Annotated in this window: 14 protein-coding genes; 8 read left to right on the top strand and 6 right to left on the bottom strand. The window is 60.5% G+C overall.

Features of this window, described 5'->3' with window-relative positions:
- The first annotated feature begins 24 nt into the window (after nt 1–24).
- The 6 genes from DLD99_RS15775 (at nt 25) to DLD99_RS15750 (ending at nt 9026) form a co-directional block, all read left to right on the top strand.
- A complete protein-coding gene (locus DLD99_RS15775) occupies nt 25–2679 on the top strand; it encodes a TonB-dependent receptor (RefSeq protein WP_114883472.1) in 2655 nt (884 codons plus the stop codon).
- 114 nt (nt 2680–2793) lie between these two features.
- Nucleotides 2794–4644 carry an extracellular solute-binding protein gene (locus tag DLD99_RS15770; RefSeq protein ID WP_114883470.1) on the top strand — a complete coding sequence of 617 codons (1851 nt, stop codon included), beginning with the start codon at nt 2794–2796 and terminating at the stop codon, nt 4642–4644.
- The gene (locus tag DLD99_RS15765; protein WP_114883468.1) at nt 4631–5695 is read left to right on the top strand and encodes a microcin C ABC transporter permease YejB; all 1065 of its coding nucleotides are present in this window, start codon (nt 4631–4633) and stop codon (nt 5693–5695) included. Before DLD99_RS15770 ends, DLD99_RS15765 begins: the two co-directional genes overlap by 14 nt.
- On the top strand, nt 5695–6717 hold the full coding sequence (locus tag DLD99_RS15760; protein WP_114883466.1) for an ABC transporter permease: 1023 nt from the start codon (nt 5695–5697) through the stop codon (nt 6715–6717). The genes DLD99_RS15765 and DLD99_RS15760 overlap by 1 nt, the downstream gene beginning before the upstream one ends.
- A gap of 1 nt (nt 6718) precedes the next feature.
- Complete coding sequence (locus DLD99_RS15755) at nt 6719–8332, top strand: ABC transporter ATP-binding protein (protein WP_114883464.1); 1614 nt, start codon at nt 6719–6721, stop codon at nt 8330–8332.
- Nucleotides 8333–8435: 103 nt separating this feature from the next.
- A complete protein-coding gene (locus DLD99_RS15750) occupies nt 8436–9026 on the top strand; it encodes a hypothetical protein (RefSeq protein ID WP_114883462.1) in 591 nt (196 codons plus the stop codon).
- A 56-nt stretch (nt 9027–9082) separates the two neighbouring features.
- On the opposite strand, the gene DLD99_RS15745 is transcribed toward DLD99_RS15750, so the two are convergent.
- A complete protein-coding gene (locus tag DLD99_RS15745; RefSeq protein WP_114883460.1) occupies nt 9083–9400 on the bottom strand; it encodes an SCP2 sterol-binding domain-containing protein in 318 nt (105 codons plus the stop codon).
- A 48-nt stretch (nt 9401–9448) separates the two neighbouring features.
- On the bottom strand, nt 9449–10159 hold the full coding sequence (locus DLD99_RS15740; protein ID WP_085710097.1) for a histidine phosphatase family protein: 711 nt from the start codon (nt 10157–10159) through the stop codon (nt 9449–9451).
- A 206-nt stretch (nt 10160–10365) separates the two neighbouring features.
- On the opposite strand from DLD99_RS15740, the gene sohB reads away from it, so the two are divergent.
- On the top strand, nt 10366–11388 hold the full coding sequence (gene sohB / locus DLD99_RS15735) for a protease SohB (protein ID WP_114886705.1): 1023 nt from the start codon (nt 10366–10368) through the stop codon (nt 11386–11388).
- A 58-nt stretch (nt 11389–11446) separates the two neighbouring features.
- Here sohB and DLD99_RS15730 read toward each other — a convergent pair whose 3' ends face one another.
- Together DLD99_RS15730 and DLD99_RS15725 are read right to left on the bottom strand one after the other, a co-directional pair.
- Nucleotides 11447–11941 carry a DUF934 domain-containing protein gene (locus DLD99_RS15730; RefSeq protein WP_085730747.1) on the bottom strand — a complete coding sequence of 165 codons (495 nt, stop codon included), beginning with the start codon at nt 11939–11941 and terminating at the stop codon, nt 11447–11449.
- The gene (locus DLD99_RS15725; RefSeq protein ID WP_114883458.1) at nt 11925–13583 is read right to left on the bottom strand and encodes a nitrite/sulfite reductase; all 1659 of its coding nucleotides are present in this window, start codon (nt 13581–13583) and stop codon (nt 11925–11927) included. The genes DLD99_RS15730 and DLD99_RS15725 overlap by 17 nt, the downstream gene beginning before the upstream one ends.
- Before the next feature lie 525 nt (nt 13584–14108).
- Between DLD99_RS15725 and DLD99_RS15720 the strand changes: the two genes are divergently transcribed.
- Nucleotides 14109–15182 (top strand): ABC transporter substrate-binding protein, encoded by a 1074-nt coding sequence (locus tag DLD99_RS15720; protein WP_114883457.1) that lies wholly within the window; start codon nt 14109–14111, stop codon nt 15180–15182.
- Between the two features lie 6 nt (nt 15183–15188).
- Here the strand turns inward: DLD99_RS15720 and DLD99_RS15715 are convergent, their stop codons facing one another.
- Both DLD99_RS15715 and metH read right to left on the bottom strand, forming a co-directional pair.
- Entirely contained in the window at nt 15189–15407 is a 219-nt protein-coding gene (locus DLD99_RS15715) for a DUF2970 domain-containing protein (protein ID WP_065257810.1), read from the bottom strand.
- 100 nt (nt 15408–15507) lie between these two features.
- Entirely contained in the window at nt 15508–19218 is a 3711-nt protein-coding gene (gene metH / locus DLD99_RS15710; protein WP_085710091.1) for a methionine synthase, read from the bottom strand.
- Between the last annotated feature and the right edge of the window lie 140 nt (nt 19219–19358).

Below are 19358 nucleotides of genomic sequence, written 5' to 3'. Positions count from 1 at the left end.
ACCAAAACGCAGGGATGGCTGTTCATGATTCGATTTTCACCCGTTAGATCCCCGTTGAGCCTGGCCTTGCTGCTGGCGATCAACACATTTCCGGCGCTTGCCGCCGACAGCAGTGCCATAGAACCGACCACTCAATTGCAACGGGTTGAAGTCACCGGCACCGCGATCCGTCGGGTCGATGCCGAAACGGCGGTACCGGTCACCATCCTTCGGGTGGAAGAATTGCAGAAGCAGGGTGTGACGACGACTGAAGAACTGGTCAACCGCATCTCTGCCAACCAGTCCTCCGTAGGTTCCGGACGTTCGGTGGGTTCGAGCAGCGGCGGGGCGTCTTATGCCGACCTGCGCGGTATCGGCCCGAACAAGACGCTGGTGCTGCTCAACGGCCGCCGCTTGAGCAACAACGCAACCAACGCCATCAATGGCTCCGGTGTGGACCTCAATACCATTCCGTTCGCCGCCATCGACCGGGTGGAAGTGCTGCGTGATGGGGCTTCGGCGCTATATGGCACCGATGCGATTGGCGGGGTGATCAACTTCATCACCAAGACCAGCCTCACCGAAGGTCAGATCAGTACGAGTTACGACACGCCGACGCACTCCGGCGGTGGTGAAAGCCGTAACTTCAGCGGCAGCTGGGGATTCGGTGATTTGCAGGACGATCGCTTCAACGTCTTCGGCGTCGTGAGTTACGACAAGCAGCAACGGCTGGCCGCTGAAGATCGTGGTTACACCTACAACTACCAGCCGGGGCGAGGGCTCGATTACACCTCTGGCACGGCATCACCGGCCAACTGGAGCCAGGGCAGCAACGCTACCAACCCGTTGGCGGGATCCGGTTGCAATGCACCGGGCCTGCTGTCGCGTAACGGCATCTGCCGCCAGAGTCTGTGGAATTACCTGGATCTGGTGCCGGAAACCGAAAAGACCTCGGCTTTCGCCAAAGCCACCGGCAAGCTGTCGGACGATCACAACGTCAGCCTCGAATACTTCTGGGCACGCAATGAAAACCGCACCCAGATCGGTCCCGGCACCCTGATGGGTAATCAGGTCAATCCCGGCACGGCGTTTTATCCGGGCAACGGCATCACCCCCGGACCTAGCGGTTTTGCCCTTGATTCAATGCAGCCGGTGGACGTGAACTGGCGTGAAACGGCGGTCGGCGCCCGCCGCCACGAAGACGACAACACCGGTCAGCGCCTGCTGCTGAATTTCGACGGCACGCTGGTGGGGTGGGATTACAACCTTGGCGCTTCGTACAACCAGAACAAAGTGGTCAACACGATCCGCAGTGGTTACGTGAACGACCGCGCCGTCAGCCAGGGGATCGCCAATGGCGTGATCAACCCGTTCGGGTCGCAGACGGCTGCCGGTTCGGCATTGCTGGCGGCCAACGCGGTGGACGGTGATTACGCAACTGCCGTGGGTCGGGTGAAGGCGATTGACGGCCGTGTCAGCCGCGAGATCGGCGACTGGTTCGGCGCCGGTCCATCGGCATTGGCACTGGGCGGCGAGTACCGCAAGGAAGACTTCCATCAGGACTTCGCCGCGTTTGCCGGTGATGTGCAGAGCCTCGGCGTGGACCCCAACGGCAGCGTGTCAGGGGATCGCAGCGTCTCGGCACAATATGCCGAAGTCAATGTGCCGGTGCTCGACAGCCTGGAGTTGTCCGCTGCCGTGCGGCATGACAAGTACAGCGATTTCGGCAGCACGACGAATCCGAAATACTCGTTCCGTTTCCAGCCGTTCAAAGAACTGGTGGTTCGCGGCGCTTACAGCGAAGGTTTCCGCGCGCCGTCGCTGTATGAACTCTATAACCCGAATTTCACCACCTTCACCAATGCCAACTACAACGACCCGCGCCTGTGTGCCGGTGGCAATCCGAGCAATGGCGGGATCGCCAACCGCGACTGCGCCCAGCAGTTCAACCGGACCACGGGCGGCAACACGGACCTTAGCCCGGAAACCGCGCGCAACGTCACCGTCGGTTTCGTTTATCAGCCGTTCGATCGCCTGACCACCGGGCTGGATTTCTGGTGGATCAGCATCGCCAACCAGATCGCCGAGTTCCCCGAGTCGGCGGTGTTCGAGAACCCGGAACTGTATCCGGAACGCTTGATCCGCAAGCCTGACGGCTCCATCGATCACGTCGTCACCGGCCTGGCCAACCTCGGCAAGATCAAGACCAACGGCGTCGATGTGAGCTTCGACTATCGCCTGCCGAGCACGTCCTACGGTGATTTCGGCATCGGCCTGCAAGGCACCTACGTCAGCCGTTACGAGTATCAGCAGCAGCTCAAGGGCGATTTCATCGACAAGCTCGGAGATTTTCGCGGGGGTGACTTCGCGTCGGCCGGTGCGGTGGCCCGCTGGCGCCACAGCCTGACCGGCAGCTGGAACTACGGCCCGTTCGGCGCGAGCCTGACCAACCGCTACACCAGCGGTTATCACGACTCGGACCGCGAGACCCACGACTACGTTGGCTCCTACAACGCCTGGGACGTGGCCGGCACCTACACCTGGCGCAAGACCCTGGCGGTGACGCTGGGGGTAAAAAACCTGTTCGATCGCGAGCCGCCATTCAGTAACCAGACCTACACCTTTCAGAGCGGCTACGACCCGAAATACGGCGACCCGTTCGGGCGAACGCTGTACACGCGGCTCAACTACAAGTTCTGAAAATGACCAGACATGGCCGGTTTTAGTAACCCATCGTTCTAAAACCGGCCCTATAAAAAGTGCGCGCCTGTTGCACAGCACAATCAGGCAGGCACGCGGTTAAAGGATCTGCCCATGTTTTCCAGACTCACTTTGCTGGGCGTATGTCTTCTGCTGAGCCCGGCGATATTTGCGCAGCCTCAGCATGCCCTCACGGTCTACGGCGAAGCCCCGAAGTACGCCCCGGACTTCCAGCACCTGGCCTACGCCAATCCCGATGCGCCCAAGGGCGGCAGCTTGCGGCGTTCTTCGCTGGAAAGCGGTCCGTTCGATCACCTGATTCCCTACATCGACAAAGGCACCGGGGTCGCCGAAATCGACGGCTGGCTTTATGCGCCGCTGGCTTATCGCAGCAAGGACGAGCCTTACAGCGTCTACGGTCTGGTGGCGCAACGGATGGAGCTGGATGCGGATCGACGCTGGGTACGTTTCTATCTCAATCCAGCGGCGCGTTTCGATGACGGCACGCCGATCACCGCCGAGGACGTGCGCTACACCTTCGAGCTGTTCACCACACAGGGCAGCCTGAAGTATCGGCAGCAGTTTCGCGATGTCTCCGAGGTGCAGGTCGAGTCGCCAACCCAGGTGCGCTTCGTCTTCAAGAATAACGACAGCCGAACCTTGCCGCTGGACCTGGCCGTGCTGCCCGTGCTGCCCGAGCACTGGTGGCGCACGCGGGACTTTGCCGAAGGCGCCGGTTTCGAGATTCCGCCCGGCAGCGGCCCCTATCGGGTCAGTGCGGTGGATGCCGGTCGCAGTGTGAAATTCCAGCGGGTTCAGGACTGGTGGGGCAAGGATCTGCCAATCAGCCGCGGGCTCTACAACTTCGATCAGTTGAGTGTGGAATTCTTTGCCGACACCGACGTGTCGCGACAAGTGCTCAAGGCCGGCGGCTTCGATTACAACCGCGAATTCTCCGCCACCAGTTACACCATCGGTTATGCCGGCGCGGCGCTGGAGCAGGGCAAGTTGTTGCGTGAACACCTCGCACCCGGCGCGGCTCAAGGGGCTCAGGGATTCGTGTTCAACCTGCAGAAACCGATGTTTCAGGATCGGCGTGTGCGGCAGGCGATTGCCATGCTCTGGGATTTCGAGTGGAGCAACCGACAGATGATGCGCAGCATGTACTTGCGCCAACGCAGTTACTTTTCCCATAGCGCGCTGTCGGCCACTGAATTGCCGGACGCCGAAGAGTTGAAGATCCTCGAACCTTGGCGCGGCAAGATCCCCGATGAGGTGTTCAGCCAAGTGTTCGAGGCGCCGTGCACCGACGGTAGCGGCAACATTCGCGCGCAACAGTTGCAGGCGTTGAAACTGTTGGAGGCCGCAGGATGGAAACCTAGCGGCGATCAACTAGTGAATGCTCAAGGCGAGCCGCTGCAATTCACTTTTCTCAACGGCCAGAAAGGCTTCGAGCGCCTGCTCCTGCCGTTCAAACGCAACCTGGCGCAGATCGGCATCGGCTTCGATATCCGTCAGGTCGACACCGCGCAATACACCAATCGGGTGCGCAGTCGCGACTACGACATGATCGTTGTCGGTTACCCGGTGAGTCAGGCGCCGGGGCGCGAGATGTTCAATTACTTCGGCTCCGACGGTGCCGATGATCCGGGTTCCAACAACTACATGGTGCTGCGCGATCCGGCGGTGGATGCGTTGCTCGAAGGCGTGGTGCAGGCCGACAGCCGTGAAAGCCTCTTGCGCCATGCCCGGGCGCTGGATCGGGTGCTGCAGTGGGGCTACTACTGGATTCCCAACTATTACCCGCCGGGCATTTCCACGGTGTGGTGGAACCGTTTTGGCCGGCCGGCGATTGCTCCGCTGTATGACGCCGGTCTCGACACCTGGTGGGAAATCAGCCCTACGGCGTTGACCGCCAATCAGGCGCAAAAACAGCAAAAGGAGTTCGCCCATGTGGGGTTATAGCCTGCGGCGTCTGCTGCTGATCGTGCCGACCCTGCTGGCGATTCTGCTGGTGAACTTCGTGATCGTGCAGGCCGCGCCCGGTGGACCGGTGGAGCAGGCCATCGCCCGTTTGCAAGGCATCGGTGTCGGCGGGGCGGTGGGCGCCAGCCATGTCGAAACCATTGGCGGCGAGTCCCGTGCGACCCGTGGCCTGGACCCGAAACTGGTGGCCGATATCGAGCGTCAGTACGGCTTCGACAAACCCGCCAGCGAGCGCTTGTGGCTGATGCTCAAGAGCTACGCACAACTGGATTTCGGCAAGAGTTTTTTCCGAGGTGCGACGGTCACTGAACTGATCTGGCAGAAACTCCCGGTGACCTTGTCGCTGGGGTTGTGGGCGACGTTGATCACCTATCTGGTGTCGATCCCGCTGGGCATCCGCAAAGCCGTGCGCAACGGTTCGGCATTCGATGTCTGGAGCAGTGCAGCGATCATCATCGGTTATGCGATGCCGGGGTTTCTGTTTGCGCTGCTGTTGATCGTGGTGTTTGCCGGCGGCACGGCGCTGGACTGGTTTCCGGTGCGGGGTCTGGTCTCGGACAACTTCGCCGAGCTGACGCTGTGGGGCAAGGTGGTGGATTACTTCTGGCATCTGGTATTGCCGGTCAGCGCGCTGGTGATCGGCGGTTTCGCGACGCTGACGATCCTGACCAAGAACAGTTTTCTCAACGAGATCTCGCGGCTGTATGTGGTCACGGCCCGGGCCAAGGGACTGAGCGAGCGGCAGGTGTTGTACGGGCATGTGTTTCGCAACGCGATGCTGTTGGTGGTCGCTGGGTTGCCCCAGGCTCTGGTGACGGTGTTCTTCGGCGGTTCGTTGCTGATCGAGGTGATCTTCTCCCTCGACGGCCTCGGACGCCTGAGCTACGAAGCGGCGGTGTCGCGGGATTACCCCGTGGTGTTCGGTTCGCTGTTCATCTTCACCCTGTTCGGGCTCTTGATAAAACTGCTGGGCGACCTGTGCTACACGCTGGTCGATCCGCGTATCGACTTTACGGCGAGGGCTGCCTGATGCTGACACTTTCTCCCATCGGGCAGCGCCGCTGGGCGCGCTTCAAGGCTCATCGTCGCGGCTGGTGGTCATTGTGGCTGTTTCTCGCACTCTTCGGATTGAGCCTTGGAGGTGAACTGGTCGCCAACGACAAACCGTTGCTGGTGACGTTTCAAGGTGAATGGTACTTCCCGGCCTTCAAGCGCTACACCGAACAGGATTTCGGCGGCGAGCTGCCGTTCCAGCCTGACTATCGCAGCGCCCAAGTGCGTGAACTGATCGAGGGGCAGGGCGGGCGAATGTGGTTTGCGCCTATCCCGTTCGGTTTCGACACGGTCAATTACGACCTCACGGAACCGGCACCGAGCCCGCCCTCCGGCGAAAACTGGCTGGGTACCGATGATCAGGCGCGGGATGTGCTGGCGCGGGTGATCTTCGGCACCCGGGTGTCGCTGCTGTTTGCCTTGGCACTGACCACCGTCAGTGCGCTTATCGGCATCGCCGCCGGCGCGTTGCAAGGCTATTACGGCGGTTGGGTCGATCTGCTCGGGCAGCGTTTGCTGGAGGTCTGGTCGGGGTTGCCGGTGCTGTATCTGCTGATCATTCTGTCCGGATTCGTCGAGCCGAATTTCTGGTGGCTGCTGGGGATCATGGCGCTGTTTTCCTGGCTGAGCCTGGTGGACGTGGTGCGCGCCGAGTTCCTGCGTAGCCGGGGGCTGGAATACGTGAAAGCTGCGCGGGCGCTGGGTGTCGGCGATGCGCAGGTGATCGTGCGGCACATCCTGCCCAACGCCATGAGTGCGACGCTGACGTACCTGCCGTTCATTCTTACCGGGGCGATTGCGACCTTGTCGGCACTGGACTTTCTCGGCTTCGGCATGCCGGCGGGCAGCGCTTCGCTGGGGGAGTTGATCGGTCAGGGCAAGACCAATCTGCAAGCGCCATGGCTGGGCCTGACGGCGTTCTTTGCGCTCGCGCTGATTCTTTCATTGCTCGTCTTCATCGGCGAAGCCTGCCGTGATGCCTTCGACCCGAGGACTTGATATGCGTGAACATTTGATCGAAATACGCGACCTTCGGGTTGCCTTCAAAGACCAGGAAGTGGTCCACGGCATCGATCTCGATATCCGCCCGGGCGAATGCCTGGCGCTGGTGGGCGAGTCCGGTTCCGGCAAGTCGGTGACGGCACACAGCATCCTGCAACTGCTCGACCCGAACATCACACAGATCGATGGCAGCATCCGCTATGAGGGCGAAGAGTTGCTCGGCGTGCATGAGCGTTATCTGCGGCAATTGCGCGGCAACCGGATCGCGATGATCTTTCAGGAGCCGATGAGTTCGCTGAACCCGTTGCACAGCATCGAGCGGCAACTGGGCGAAAGTCTGGCGCTGCACAAGGGCCTGGCCGGGGCTGCGGCGCGGGAACGGATTCTGGAGTTGCTGGAGCTGGTGGGCATACAACGCCCCCATGAACGCTTGAAGGCTTATCCGCATCAGCTCTCCGGCGGGCAACGACAGCGAGTGATGATCGCCATGGCGCTGGCGTGTGAGCCTCAGTTATTGATCGCTGATGAGCCGACCACTGCCCTCGACGTTACCGTGCAACGCAAGATCCTGCTGTTACTCAAGGACCTGCAACAACGACTGGGCATGGCGCTGCTGATCATCAGCCATGACTTGAATCTGGTGCGCACCATCGCCCAGCGGGTGGCGGTGATGCGCGCTGGCGAGATCGTCGAGCAAGCGACTTGCGAGCAGTTATTCCGGGCGCCGCAGCATCCCTACAGCATCGAACTGCTCAATGCCGAACCCGGCGGCGTGGCGCTGCACAGGGGCAGTGCGGAGGATCTGCTGCAAGTGCGCGATCTCAACGTGCGCTTCCAGCTCGGTGGTGGCTGGCTGCGCCGCAAGTCCTGGCTGCACGCGGTCAATGGCATTGATCTGAGCCTGCAACGTGGCCGGACCCTGGGAATCGTCGGTGAATCCGGATCGGGAAAATCCACCCTCGGGCAGGCGATCCTGCGCCTGATCGAAGCCGAGGGCAGTATCCGCTTCGAGGGTGAAGCGCTGGAACATCTGAGCGGCAAACAACTGCGACCATTGCGCAAGCGCCTGCAAGTGGTGTTTCAGGACCCGTTCGGCAGCCTCAGTCCGCGCTTGTGCGTGGAGCAGATCATCGTCGAGGGTTTGCAGGTTCACAGTGACTTGAACGCGCAGGAGCGCGAGCAGACCGTGATCGATGTCCTGCGGGAAGTGGGACTCGACCCGGCGACACGTCATCGCTATCCCCACGAGTTTTCCGGCGGGCAGCGGCAACGCATCGCCATCGCCCGGGCGCTGGTGCTCAAGCCGGATCTGATCCTGCTGGACGAGCCCACTTCGGCACTGGATCGCACGGTGCAGAAACAGATCGTTGCGCTGTTGCGTCGATTGCAGGAAGAGCACGGGCTGACGTATCTGTTCATCAGCCATGATCTGGCGGTGGTGCGGGCACTGGCCCATGATCTGATCGTGATGAAGGATGGCGAAGTGGTGGAGCGTGGCGAAACGAACGAGTTGTTTCACGCTGCGCAGCATCCGTACACGCGCGAGTTGCTGGCGGCATCTTTTGTGAATGCAGTCACGACAGCGTCGGGGAGGCAGGTGATCAGGCTTTAATCGTCGGCGCGGAACCGGTAGATTCCGCGTCCCCCCTTCTTGTCAGCCCCGGTCCAGTCGCCGGATCAGCAACTGAAATTCAACAAAGGCAACCGGCGCAACCATGACCGTCAATCTTTACAAGCGCGTGGGCGTCATAGCGGCCTTTTTGCTGGTTTTTAGTGCAGTGGGTTTGTATCTGCACACCAGGCAGGATGCGATGAGCGAGAAAGTAATGATGTATTACGGCGACTGGAGTCCGGAAGAAAACCGTTTTGATGCAACAAAATGGTTTCGTAACGACCTGTACCGTCGTGATGTGGCCGAGGGCAAGGCAAGCGCCGTAACCATGTTGCGTAACCGCCCATTGCCTTTCAAGTCGAGCGACAACGATGAAGTGGTAGCGGCTGCCATTGTGGCGCTCGAAGCGGCTGATGCGGCGGTCAATGGCGACTCGCTCGGCAACACTTGGCCGATGCTGATTCCGCGGATTCGTTATCGCTACAGCGCTTTCGCAGCGCCGGATAAACCGCAGGATTATTACAATATTTACTTGAAGTATCAGGGAGAGCGGTATGTCATCACCTTCGCCCGTGATGGGCAAACAGGTGAAATCATCCCCGAGGGCAACGTCCAGTTGATGTATCCCGACAGTGATACCCAGATCGCCGATCGTGAGGTCTTCAAGGAGCTGGACGCCGCTGGCATCCCATGACGCCGAAACGAAAAATCCCGCCATCGGGGCGGGATTTTTTTGGGCTGGTCTGCGACTTACGCCGGGAACAGCTCGGACAGTTTCATCGACAGCATCATGTCGCCTTCAACGCGCAGCTTACCGCCCATGAAGGCCTGCATGCCGTCGGTTTCGCCGCTGACGATGCCTTTCAGGGTTTCGCTGTCCAGCACCAGCGTGCAGTTGGCGTCGGCGTTTTCGCCTTCCTGGATGTCGCAAGTGCCGTCTTTGACGATCAGGGCGTATTGCTTGTCTTCGTCAGTGATGTTGAAACCGAAGACCAGATCCAGACCGGCAGCAGCGGCTGGGTTGAACTTGGCTTGCATTGCTTTTACGGCATCAGCTACGGAGGTCATGGTTCGATCCTTTTTGGTTGATTGCAGCAGGGTCACAGTAATCCGGACTCAGCGGAAAGTGATGAGTTCCGGGGCCTTCAGCAGCTGCAGGTGTGCATGACTGTTGAAGGAAGCCAGAGCCACCTCGCGACCGCGGAATTTCAGCTGGTTGAGCGAGGTGTTGACGATTTGCCAGTTCAGTTCAAAGGCCTGTCGGGCAGGCATTTGCGTGATCAGGTGGAGCAGGGCGGTGATGGTGCCACCGGAGGTGAACACCGCGATTTTCTGGGTGTTGTCGGCCTGATCGAGAATACGGTTCAGACCGGCCTGCACCCGTTCGACGAACCCCAGCCAGCTTTCCAGGCCGGGCGTGTCGTAGGTGCCGGCCAGCCAGCGTTCGATGATCAGGGCAAAGATGCGCTGGAACTCGCCACGGTTCTGTGCGGCGTTGCGCAGGATGTCCAGTGCTTCGGGTTCTTCGGGCAGCATGGCCGGCAGCAGAGCGCGGATCACGGCGTCGGCGTCGAACTCGTTGAAGGCCGAATCGATTTCCAGGGCAGGCACCGGCAGACCGGCAGCGGCGAACTGTTCCAGTGCGCTGTTGGCCGTGTGCTGCTGGCGGCGCAGATCGCCTGACAGGCAACGGTCGAAGCTGACGCCGAGTTCGGCGAGGTGGCGGCCGAGGATCTCTGCCTGGCGCACACCCGTTGGCGACAGGACGTCATAGTCGTCTGCACCGAAGGAGGCCTGGCCATGTCGAATCAAGTAGATGCTGCCCACGTCCGCGTCATCCCGGTACGTTGAAGGTTGTCGCGAGGTTATGGGGATGATGGAGAGCTGTCAATGAAAAAACATACGCTTGTTTGAAATGCCCGTTACAGGGCTGTTTCCAGAGGTTTCACGGCTGGCCGACGAGGCGGTGCATGGGTATGCTGGAGTCATCCCAGCGCGCGTTTTTCAACGGCGCATCGTTTGAAGGAGTCACTGTGGAGTTTTTGACCGAATACGCCAGCTTCCTGGCCAAAACCGTCACACTGGTCATCGCCATTCTGGTGGTGCTGGCCAGTTTCGCTGCGTTGCGCAGCAAGGGCCGGCGCAAAGCCGCGGGCCAGCTGCAGGTCAGCAAGCTCAACGATTTCTATAAAGGCTTGCGTGAACGCCTGGAGCAAAGCCTGCTCGACAAGGATCAGCTCAAGGCCCTGCGCAAGGGCGAGGCCAAATCCGAGAAAAAACAGAAGAAACATCCCGAAAGCAAACCCCGGGTGTTCGTGCTGGATTTCGATGGCGACATCAAGGCCTCCGCTACCGAGAGCCTGCGCCATGAAATCACTGCCTTGCTGACCCTGGCCACACCGAAGGACGAAGTCGTCCTGCGTCTCGAAAGCGGTGGCGGCATGGTGCATAGCTACGGACTGGCGTCGTCGCAACTGGCGCGTATCCGTGAAGCCGGCGTGCCATTGACCGTGTGCATCGACAAGGTGGCAGCCAGCGGCGGCTACATGATGGCGTGCATCGGCGAGAAGATCATCAGCGCGCCGTTCGCGATTCTCGGCTCCATCGGCGTAGTCGCGCAGTTGCCCAACGTCAATCGCCTGCTGAAAAAGCATGACATCGACTTCGAAGTGCTGACCGCCGGCGAATACAAACGCACCCTGACCGTGTTCGGCGAAAATACCGAGAAGGGCCGGGAGAAATTTCAGGAAGACCTGGACATCACTCATCAGCTGTTCAAGAACTTCGTCGCCCGTTATCGCCCGCAACTGGCGATCGACGAAGTCGCCACCGGTGAAGTCTGGCTTGGCCTTGCGGCGCTGGAAAAACAGCTGGTGGACGAACTCAAGACCAGCGACGAATACCTGGCGGACCGTGCGAAAAAATCCGAGGTCTATCACCTGCACTACGCCGAGCGCAAAAGCCTGCAGGAACGCATCGGCATGGCGGCCAGCGGTTCGGTGGACCGTCTGTTGCTGAACTGGTGGAGCCGCCTCACACAGCAACGTTTCTGGTAACACGGACACAAAAAACGCCGGTCGAATGACCGGCGTTTTTTTAACTACGACCCGGGATTTACCGGCGACGGAACAGCGGCAGCGGTTCGTCAGTGGCGGCCTGATAGGTCACCGAGAAGTCCTTGAGGCTTTCAAGGGCGTCGTACGGATCTTTGTCTGCGCGCAGGGCGAAGGCATCGAAACCGCAGCGGCGCATGTAGAACAATTGATCGCGCAGCACGTCGCCAATCGCCCGCAGCTCACCTTTGAACCCGTAACGGTCACGCAGCAGGCGGGCGTTGGAGTAGTTGCGGCCATCGGTGAACGCCGGGAAGTTCAGGGCGATGACCTGGAACTGATCCACGTCGTCGCCGATTTCCTCGGCTTCTTCGTCGGCGTCCAGCCACACACCCAGGCCGCCATCGCGGGCCTTGAGCATGCGGGCGTGTTCACGCCACAGCTGCAACGGGACGATCAGGTCGTCGCAGTTGCTGATCTCGTCGATGTTGAAATCCTTGGGCAGCAGGTGCCAGGTTTCGTCGACGACCTCGTTGTTCTTAATGATTCGCTGCATAGACGCGTTCCTTGAAGAGGTCGATGCCAATACGCTGGTAGGTGTCGATGAAGCGCTCGTCTTCGGTGCGCTGTTCCACGTACACGTCGATCAGCTTGGAGATCACATCCGGCATGTCGTCCTGAGCGAACGACGGGCCGAGGATCTTGCCCAGGCTGGCATCACGGCTGGCGCTGCCACCGAGGGAGACCTGGTAGAACTCTTCACCTTTCTTGTCCACCCCGAGGATACCGATGTGGCCGACGTGGTGGTGACCGCAGGCGTTCATGCAGCCGGAGATGTTCAGGTCCAGTTCACCGATGTCGAACAGGTAGTCCAGGTCGTCGAAGCGGCGCTGGATCGATTCGGCGATCGGGATCGACTTGGCGTTGGCCAGAGAGCAGAAATCACCGCCAGGGCAGCAGATGATGTCGGTCAGCAGGCCGATGTTCGGCGTGGCGAAACCGCCTTCACGCAACTCGCCCCACAGGGTGAACAACTGGCTCTGCTCGACGTCGGCGAGAATGATGTTCTGCTCGTGGGAGGTGCGCAGTTGACCGTAGCTGTAACGGTCCGCCAGGTCGGCGACGGCGTCGAGCTGCTTATCGGTGATGTCACCCGGTGCAACACCGGTCGGCTTCAGAGACAGGGTCACGGCCACATAGCCCGGCTTCTTGTGCGCCAGGGTGTTGCGGGTGCGCCAGCGGGCGAAGCCCGGGTGTTCCTTGTCGAGGGCGGCCAGTTCGGCGGTCTGGTTTTCCAGCGCCTTGTAGTCCGGGTCGACGAAGTGTTTGGCGACGCGATGCACTTCGGCTTCGGTCAACGTGGTCTGGCCGCCGCGCAGGTGTTCCATCTCGGCATCGACTTTCTGGGCGAAGACTTCTGGAGTCAGCGCCTTGACGAGGATCTTGATCCGCGCCTTGTATTTGTTGTCACGACGGCCGTAGCGGTTGTAGACCCGCAGGATCGCGTCGAGGTAGCTCAACAGGTCCTGCCACGGCAGGAACTCGTTGATGAACGCGCCAACCACCGGAGTACGGCCCAGGCCGCCACCGACCAGTACGCGGAAACCGAGTTCGCCAGCGGCGTTGTGCACCGGCTCGAGACCGATGTCGTGGACTTCGATGGCCGCACGGTCGGAGGTCGAACCGTTGACGGCAATCTTGAATTTACGCGGCAAGTAAGCGAATTCCGGGTGGAAGGTCGTCCACTGACGGACGATTTCGCACCAAGGACGCGGGTCAATTAGCTCATCGAACGCGACACCGGCGAACTGGTCGGTGGTGACGTTGCGCAGGCAGTTGCCGCTGGTCTGGATCGCGTGCATCTGCACGGTGGCCAGCTCGGCGAGGATGTCCGGGATGTCTTCGACCGCCGGCCAGTTGAACTGCACGTTCTGGCGAGTACTGATGTGGGCGTAGCCCTTGTCGTAGTCGCGGGCAATCTTGGCCATCATGCGCATCTGACGCGAGGTCAGCTGGCCGTAAGGCACCGCCACCCGCAACATCGGCGCGAAGCGCTGGATGTACAGGCCATTTTGCAGGCGCAGGGGGCGGAATTCTTCTTCGCTCAGCTCACCTGCCAGATAGCGTCGGGTCTGATCACGGAACTGCTTGACGCGGTCCTCGATGATCCGCTGATCGTACTCGTCGTATACGTACATATAAGTCCTGTTCTCAGGCTTTGGGCTACTCGGAAAACGCTGCGTTTTCGCTTGCTGGAGTCCGATGGTGCCTCGGCAATTACGCGCGCACGGCCGCGCACTCCCTAATGGAGCCGGGGCAATATACCCGTTTGCAGTTATGCGCAAAAGTGATGTTTGAGTATATGTAAAGAACCAAATCGCCTAACGAGAACGGGTGTCAACTAACCCACATTTGTCGTGCGGACAATCATCGTCTTAACTGTGGTCGAGTCTTTCTGCAATCACCGATAAAACCGACAAGAGGCGATGCAATGAGCAATCCAACCAAGGCAAGGAAAAGCGATAGCAGTGTCGATGCGTGGGCCATTCTGTTCCTGATCATTCTGGTCGTGGGCACAGCGGTGTTCTGGGTCAGTCATCAGTAAAACGACCCCTCCGGGCCCGCTTCCGACGATTGTCGGACAAAAAGCGGGATCAGGCGCTAATGGCCGGCGATTGAATGGCTATAATGCGCGGCCATTTTTCCCCGGGCCCGGATGTTTCATGTTCAAGTTTCTCCACATCAGTCTGCTTGTGCTGGGCCTGGCCTTTGGAGCCGGCGCGCGGGCAGAGTCTGTGTTGTTTCTGAATCCGGGCGCCACTGACGAAGCGTTCTGGGTCAGCTACTCGCAATTCATGCAGGCTGCCGCGCGAGACCTGGGCGTCGATCTGCGCATCCTCTATTCCCAGCGCCAGCCCGAAATGACCCTGGCCCAGGCCCGGGTAGCCCTGCAGGGCCCTGATCGCCCCGACTATCTGATGTTCGCCAACGAGCAATACATCGCGCCGCAGATCCTGCGCATGGCCAATCAGAGCGGGGTGAAGCTGTTTATCGTCAATGCCGCGCTGACCCCCAATCAGCAAGCGCTGGTCGGGGACCGGGCCGATCGGATCGGCAGCCTCGTGCCCAATGACGAGGAGGGCGGTTACCTGTTGATGAAGGAATTGATCCGCCTGCATCCACCAGTGGCCCCCGGCGCCAGCATTGAACTGCTGGCGTTCTCCGGCCTGAAGATCACGCCGTCGTCGCAGTTGCGCGAGCAAGGCATGCAAAGGGCGCTGGCCGAACATCCTGAAGTCCGTTTGCGGCAACTGGTCTACGGCGGCTGGACACAGCAGCGTGCCTACGAGCAGGCCCGGCAGTTGCTGGTTCGTTACCCCAAGGTGTCATTGGTATGGGCGGCCAACGACGAAATGGCCTTCGGCGCTATGCGAGCGGTTTCCGAGATCGGGAAAGTGCCGGGCAAAGACGTGCTGTTCAGCGCGGTCAATACCTCGCCTGCGGCGCTGCAGGCCATGATCGACGGACGCTTGAGTGCATTGCTCGGTGGTCATTTCACCCTGGGGGGCTGGGCGCTGGTGGAAGTGCACGATTATGCGCAGGGCGTCGACCTGAACCAGTACGGTGGCCGCGACCGGCAGATTCCCTTGCTGCAACTGATCGACAAGGATCATGCCCGCCGAATGCTGGCCATGGGCACGTCGCCGGATTACGGCGTGCACTTTCACAAGATGTCGGCGAAGGGCCGCCCGGCTTCGTACCGCTATCCGTTCAACCTGCAGACCCTGATGCACTGAGGCTGTTCAGGCGCCCGCCAGATGCACCACCAGTTGCACGATGCCAAACAGCGTCAGGGCGAACACCGCCGTGAACGCAATGCCCAGGAAGATGAAATGGCTGGGCTTGCCATGGGTGAAGTCCCTTGCCCGGTTTTTGCCGCTTTGCACGCCGAACGCCGCCGCCATGACGCTGTGCAGCATCTGCCAGAAGGTCGGTGGCTTGTTGTCGACTGGATCGTCCATAAATCCCTCGTCTGCCGTGTGTGTCAGACAAGCATAGCCAACCCATGAAAAAAGACCGCAGCCTGCGGGGCAGGCTGCGGTCTTTTGTTCGGGCTTCTGCTTAGTTGTCGTAACCCAGGTTCGGCGCCAGCCAGCGCTCGGTCAGGCTCAGTTCCTGGCCTTTGCGCGAGGTGTAGCTCTGCACCTGATCCTTGTCGATCTTGCCCACGGCGAAGTATTGCGCCTGCGGATGGGCGAAGTACCAGCCGCTGACCGCTGCCGCCGGGAACATCGCGTAGTGTTCGGTGAGGAACACACCGCTGCGGCCGGCGCGCATTTCCTGGGCTTCCGGGTCAAGCAGGGCGAACAGCGTAGCCTTCTCGGTGTGATCCGGGCACGCCGGGTAGCCCGGGGCAGGGCGAATGCCGGAATACTGCTCTTTGATCAGCGCCTCGTTGTCGAGGGCTTCGTCCTTGGCATAACCCCAGTGCTCTTTACGTACCTGCTGGTGTAACCATTCGGCGCAGGCCTCGGCCAGACGGTCGGCCAGGGCCTTGACCATGATCGAGTTGTAGTCGTCGCCAGCGTCCTGATAGGCCTTGGCCACTTCTTCGGCACCGATGCCGGCGGTGGTGATGAAACCACCGACGTAGTCGGTCACTTCGCTGTCCTTCGGTGCAACGAAGTCGGCCAGGGAGAAGTTTGGCTTGCCGTCAGTCTTGATGATCTGCTGGCGCAGGTGATGCAGGCGCGCCATTGGCTTGCCGTCATCGCCGTACAGTTCGATATCGTCGTCGTGTACCTGATTGGCCGGCCAGAAACCGAACACCGCACGGGCGCTGATCAGCTTCTCGTCGATCAGCTTGGTCAGCATCTCGCGGGCGTCCTTGTACAGCGAAGTCGCGGCTTCACCGACCACTTCGTCTTCAAGGATGCGCGGGAATTTGCCGGCCAGGTCCCAGGAGATGAAGAACGGCGTCCAGTCGATGTACTCGGCCAGGACGTTGAGGTCGATGTTGTCCAGCACACGGGTGCCGGTGAAGGTCGGTTTGACCGGTGTATAGGAAGCCCAGTCGAACTGCGGCTTTTTCGCGATCGAGGCGGCGTAGCTCAGGCGTTCGGTACGGGCGCTGCGATTGGACGTGCGCTCGCGGACGTCGATGTACTCTTCGCGGGTCTTCTCGACGAAACCTGCTTTCAGCTCCTTGGACAGCAACTGCGTCGCCACGCCCACGGCGCGGGAAGCGTCGGTGACATACACCACCGCGTCGTTGCTGTACTTCGGCTCGATCTTCACCGCCGTGTGCGCCTTGGAGGTGGTCGCGCCGCCGATCATCAGCGGCAGGTGGAAGTCCTGGCGTTGCATTTCGCGGGCCACGTGGACCATTTCATCCAGCGACGGCGTGATCAGACCGGACAGGCCGATGATGTCGCATTTCTCTTCGCGGGCCACCTGCAGGATCTTCTCTGCCGGCACCATCACGCCGAGGTCGACGATGTCGTAGCCGTTGCAACCCAGCACCACGCCGACGATGTTCTTGCCGATGTCGTGCACGTCGCCTTTCACGGTGGCCATCAGGATCTTGCCCTTGGCTTCCGGCTTGTCGCCTTTTTCCAGTTCGATGAACGGAATCAGGTGAGCCACGGCCTGTTTCATCACGCGGGCGGATTTCACCACCTGTGGCAGGAACATTTTGCCGGCGCCGAACAGGTCACCGACGATGTTCATGCCGGACATCAGCGGGCCTTCGATCACCTCGATCGGGCGAGCGAAGGACTGACGGGACTCTTCGGTGTCCTCGACGATGTGGGTGGTGATGCCTTTGACCAGTGCATGCTCCAGACGCTTGTTGACGTCCCAGCTGCGCCATTCTTCGGTCTCGGCTTCCTTGACGCTGCCGTCGCCCTTGTACTTGTCGGCGATGGCGAGGAGGGCATCGGTGCCTTCCGGGGTGCGGTTGAGGATCACGTCTTCAACGGCGTCGCGCAGTTCCTGCGGGATCTGGTCGTAGATCTCCAGCTGACCGGCGTTGACGATGCCCATGGTCAGGCCGGCGCGGATCGCGTACAGCAGGAACACCGAGTGGATCGCCTCGCGCACCGGGTTGTTGCCGCGGAACGAGAACGACACGTTGGACACGCCGCCGGAGCTCAGGGCATACGGCAGTTCGTCACGGATGTAGGCACAGGCGTTGATGAAGTCCACAGCGTAGTTGTTGTGTTCTTCGATACCGGTGGCCACGGCGAAGATGTTCGGGTCGAAGATGATGTCTTCCGGCGGGAAGCCGACTTCGTTGACCAGAATGTCGTAGGAGCGTTTGCAGATTTCTTTCTTGCGCGCTTCGGTGTCGGCCTGGCCGGCTTCGTCGAACGCCATCACCACCACGGCGGCGCCGTAGCGTTTGCACAGTTTGGCGTGGTGGATGAACTGCTCGACGCCTTCTTTCATGCTGATCGAGTTGACGATGCCCTTGCCCTGAATGCACTTGAGGCCGGCTTCGATCACGTCCCATTTCGAGGAGTCGATCATGATCGGTACGCGGGAGATGTCCGGCTCGCCGGCGATCAGATTGAGGAAGGTCACCATGGCCTTCTTCGAATCGAGCATCCCTTCGTCCATGTTGATGTCGATCACCTGGGCGCCGGCCTCGACCTGCTGCAGGGCGACTTCCAGGGCTTCGGTGTAGTTGTCTTCGCGGATCAGACGGGCGAATTTTGCGGAACCGGTGATGTTGGTCCGCTCGCCGACGTTGACGAACAGCGAACTGCGATCGATGGTGAACGGCTCCAGACCCGACAGGCGGCAGGCCTTGGGAATGTCCGGAATCTGCCGTGGCGCGTAACCGGCGACGGCTTTGGCGATGGCTTCGATGTGGCCAGGGGTGGTGCCGCAGCAGCCGCCGACGATGTTGAGGAAACCGCTCTGGGCGAATTCTTCGATGACCTTGGCGGTGTCCACCGGCAGCTCGTCGTACTCGCCGAATTCGTTCGGCAGGCCGGCGTTCGGGTGCGCCGAGACGTGGGTGCTGGCCTTGTCCGACAGCTCTTCCAGGTACGGACGCAGTTCACGGGCGCCGAGTGCGCAGTTCAGACCGACCGAAATCGGCTTGGCGTGGGCCACGGAGTTCCAGAACGCTTCGGTGGTCTGGCCCGACAGGGTCCGGCCGGAAGCGTCGGTGATGGTGCCGGAAATCATGATCGGCAATTCGATGTGCAGTTCTTCGAACACGCCTTGCACGGCGAAGATCGCAGCCTTGGCGTTGAGGGTGTCGAAGATGGTTTCGATCAGGATCAGGTCGGCGCCGCCCTCGATCAGGCCTTTGGTGGCCTCGGTGTAGTTCTCCACCAGCTCATCGAAGGTGACGTTGCGATAGCCCGGGTTGTTGACGTCCGGCGACAGCGAGCAGGTGCGACTTGTAGGGCCGAGGACGCCGGCGACGAAACGCGGCTTGTCCGGGTTCTCGGCCGTCTTGGCGTCGGCGACCTTGCGCGCCAGTCGTGCGCCTTCTACGTTGAGTTCGTAGGCCAGCTCTTCCATGCCGTAATCAGCCATGGAAATGCGGGTGGCGTTGAAGGTGTTGGTTTCCAGGATGTCGGCGCCGGCATCCAGGTAGGCTTTTTCGATGCCGCCGATCACGTCGGGACGGGTAATGACCAGCAGGTCGTTGTTGCCCTTGACGTCGGTCGGCCAGTCGGCGAAACGCTTGCCGCGATAATCCTGCTCTTCGAGCTTGTAGCTCTGGATCATCGTGCCCATACCGCCATCGAGTATCAGGATGCGCTCTTTGAGGGCTTGCTTGAGAGCTTGAAGGCGGACGCTGCGATCGGACATTGGGACTACTCGAAAAGACCATGACGAAGGAGCGGGATCATAACAAACCTGTGCGGATTTAGAGCATGTGGCACTTTTGCATGAATATCGCTCATGTTGGCATGGGCGTCATAACGGTAGAATCGCGGCGTTTTTATTCA

The organism is Pseudomonas kribbensis (genome assembly GCF_003352185.1).
Classification (GTDB): domain Bacteria; phylum Pseudomonadota; class Gammaproteobacteria; order Pseudomonadales; family Pseudomonadaceae; genus Aquipseudomonas; species Aquipseudomonas kribbensis.
Note: the sequence above shows the minus strand (reverse complement) of the source record. Positions and strands in the feature narration are given on the sequence as shown.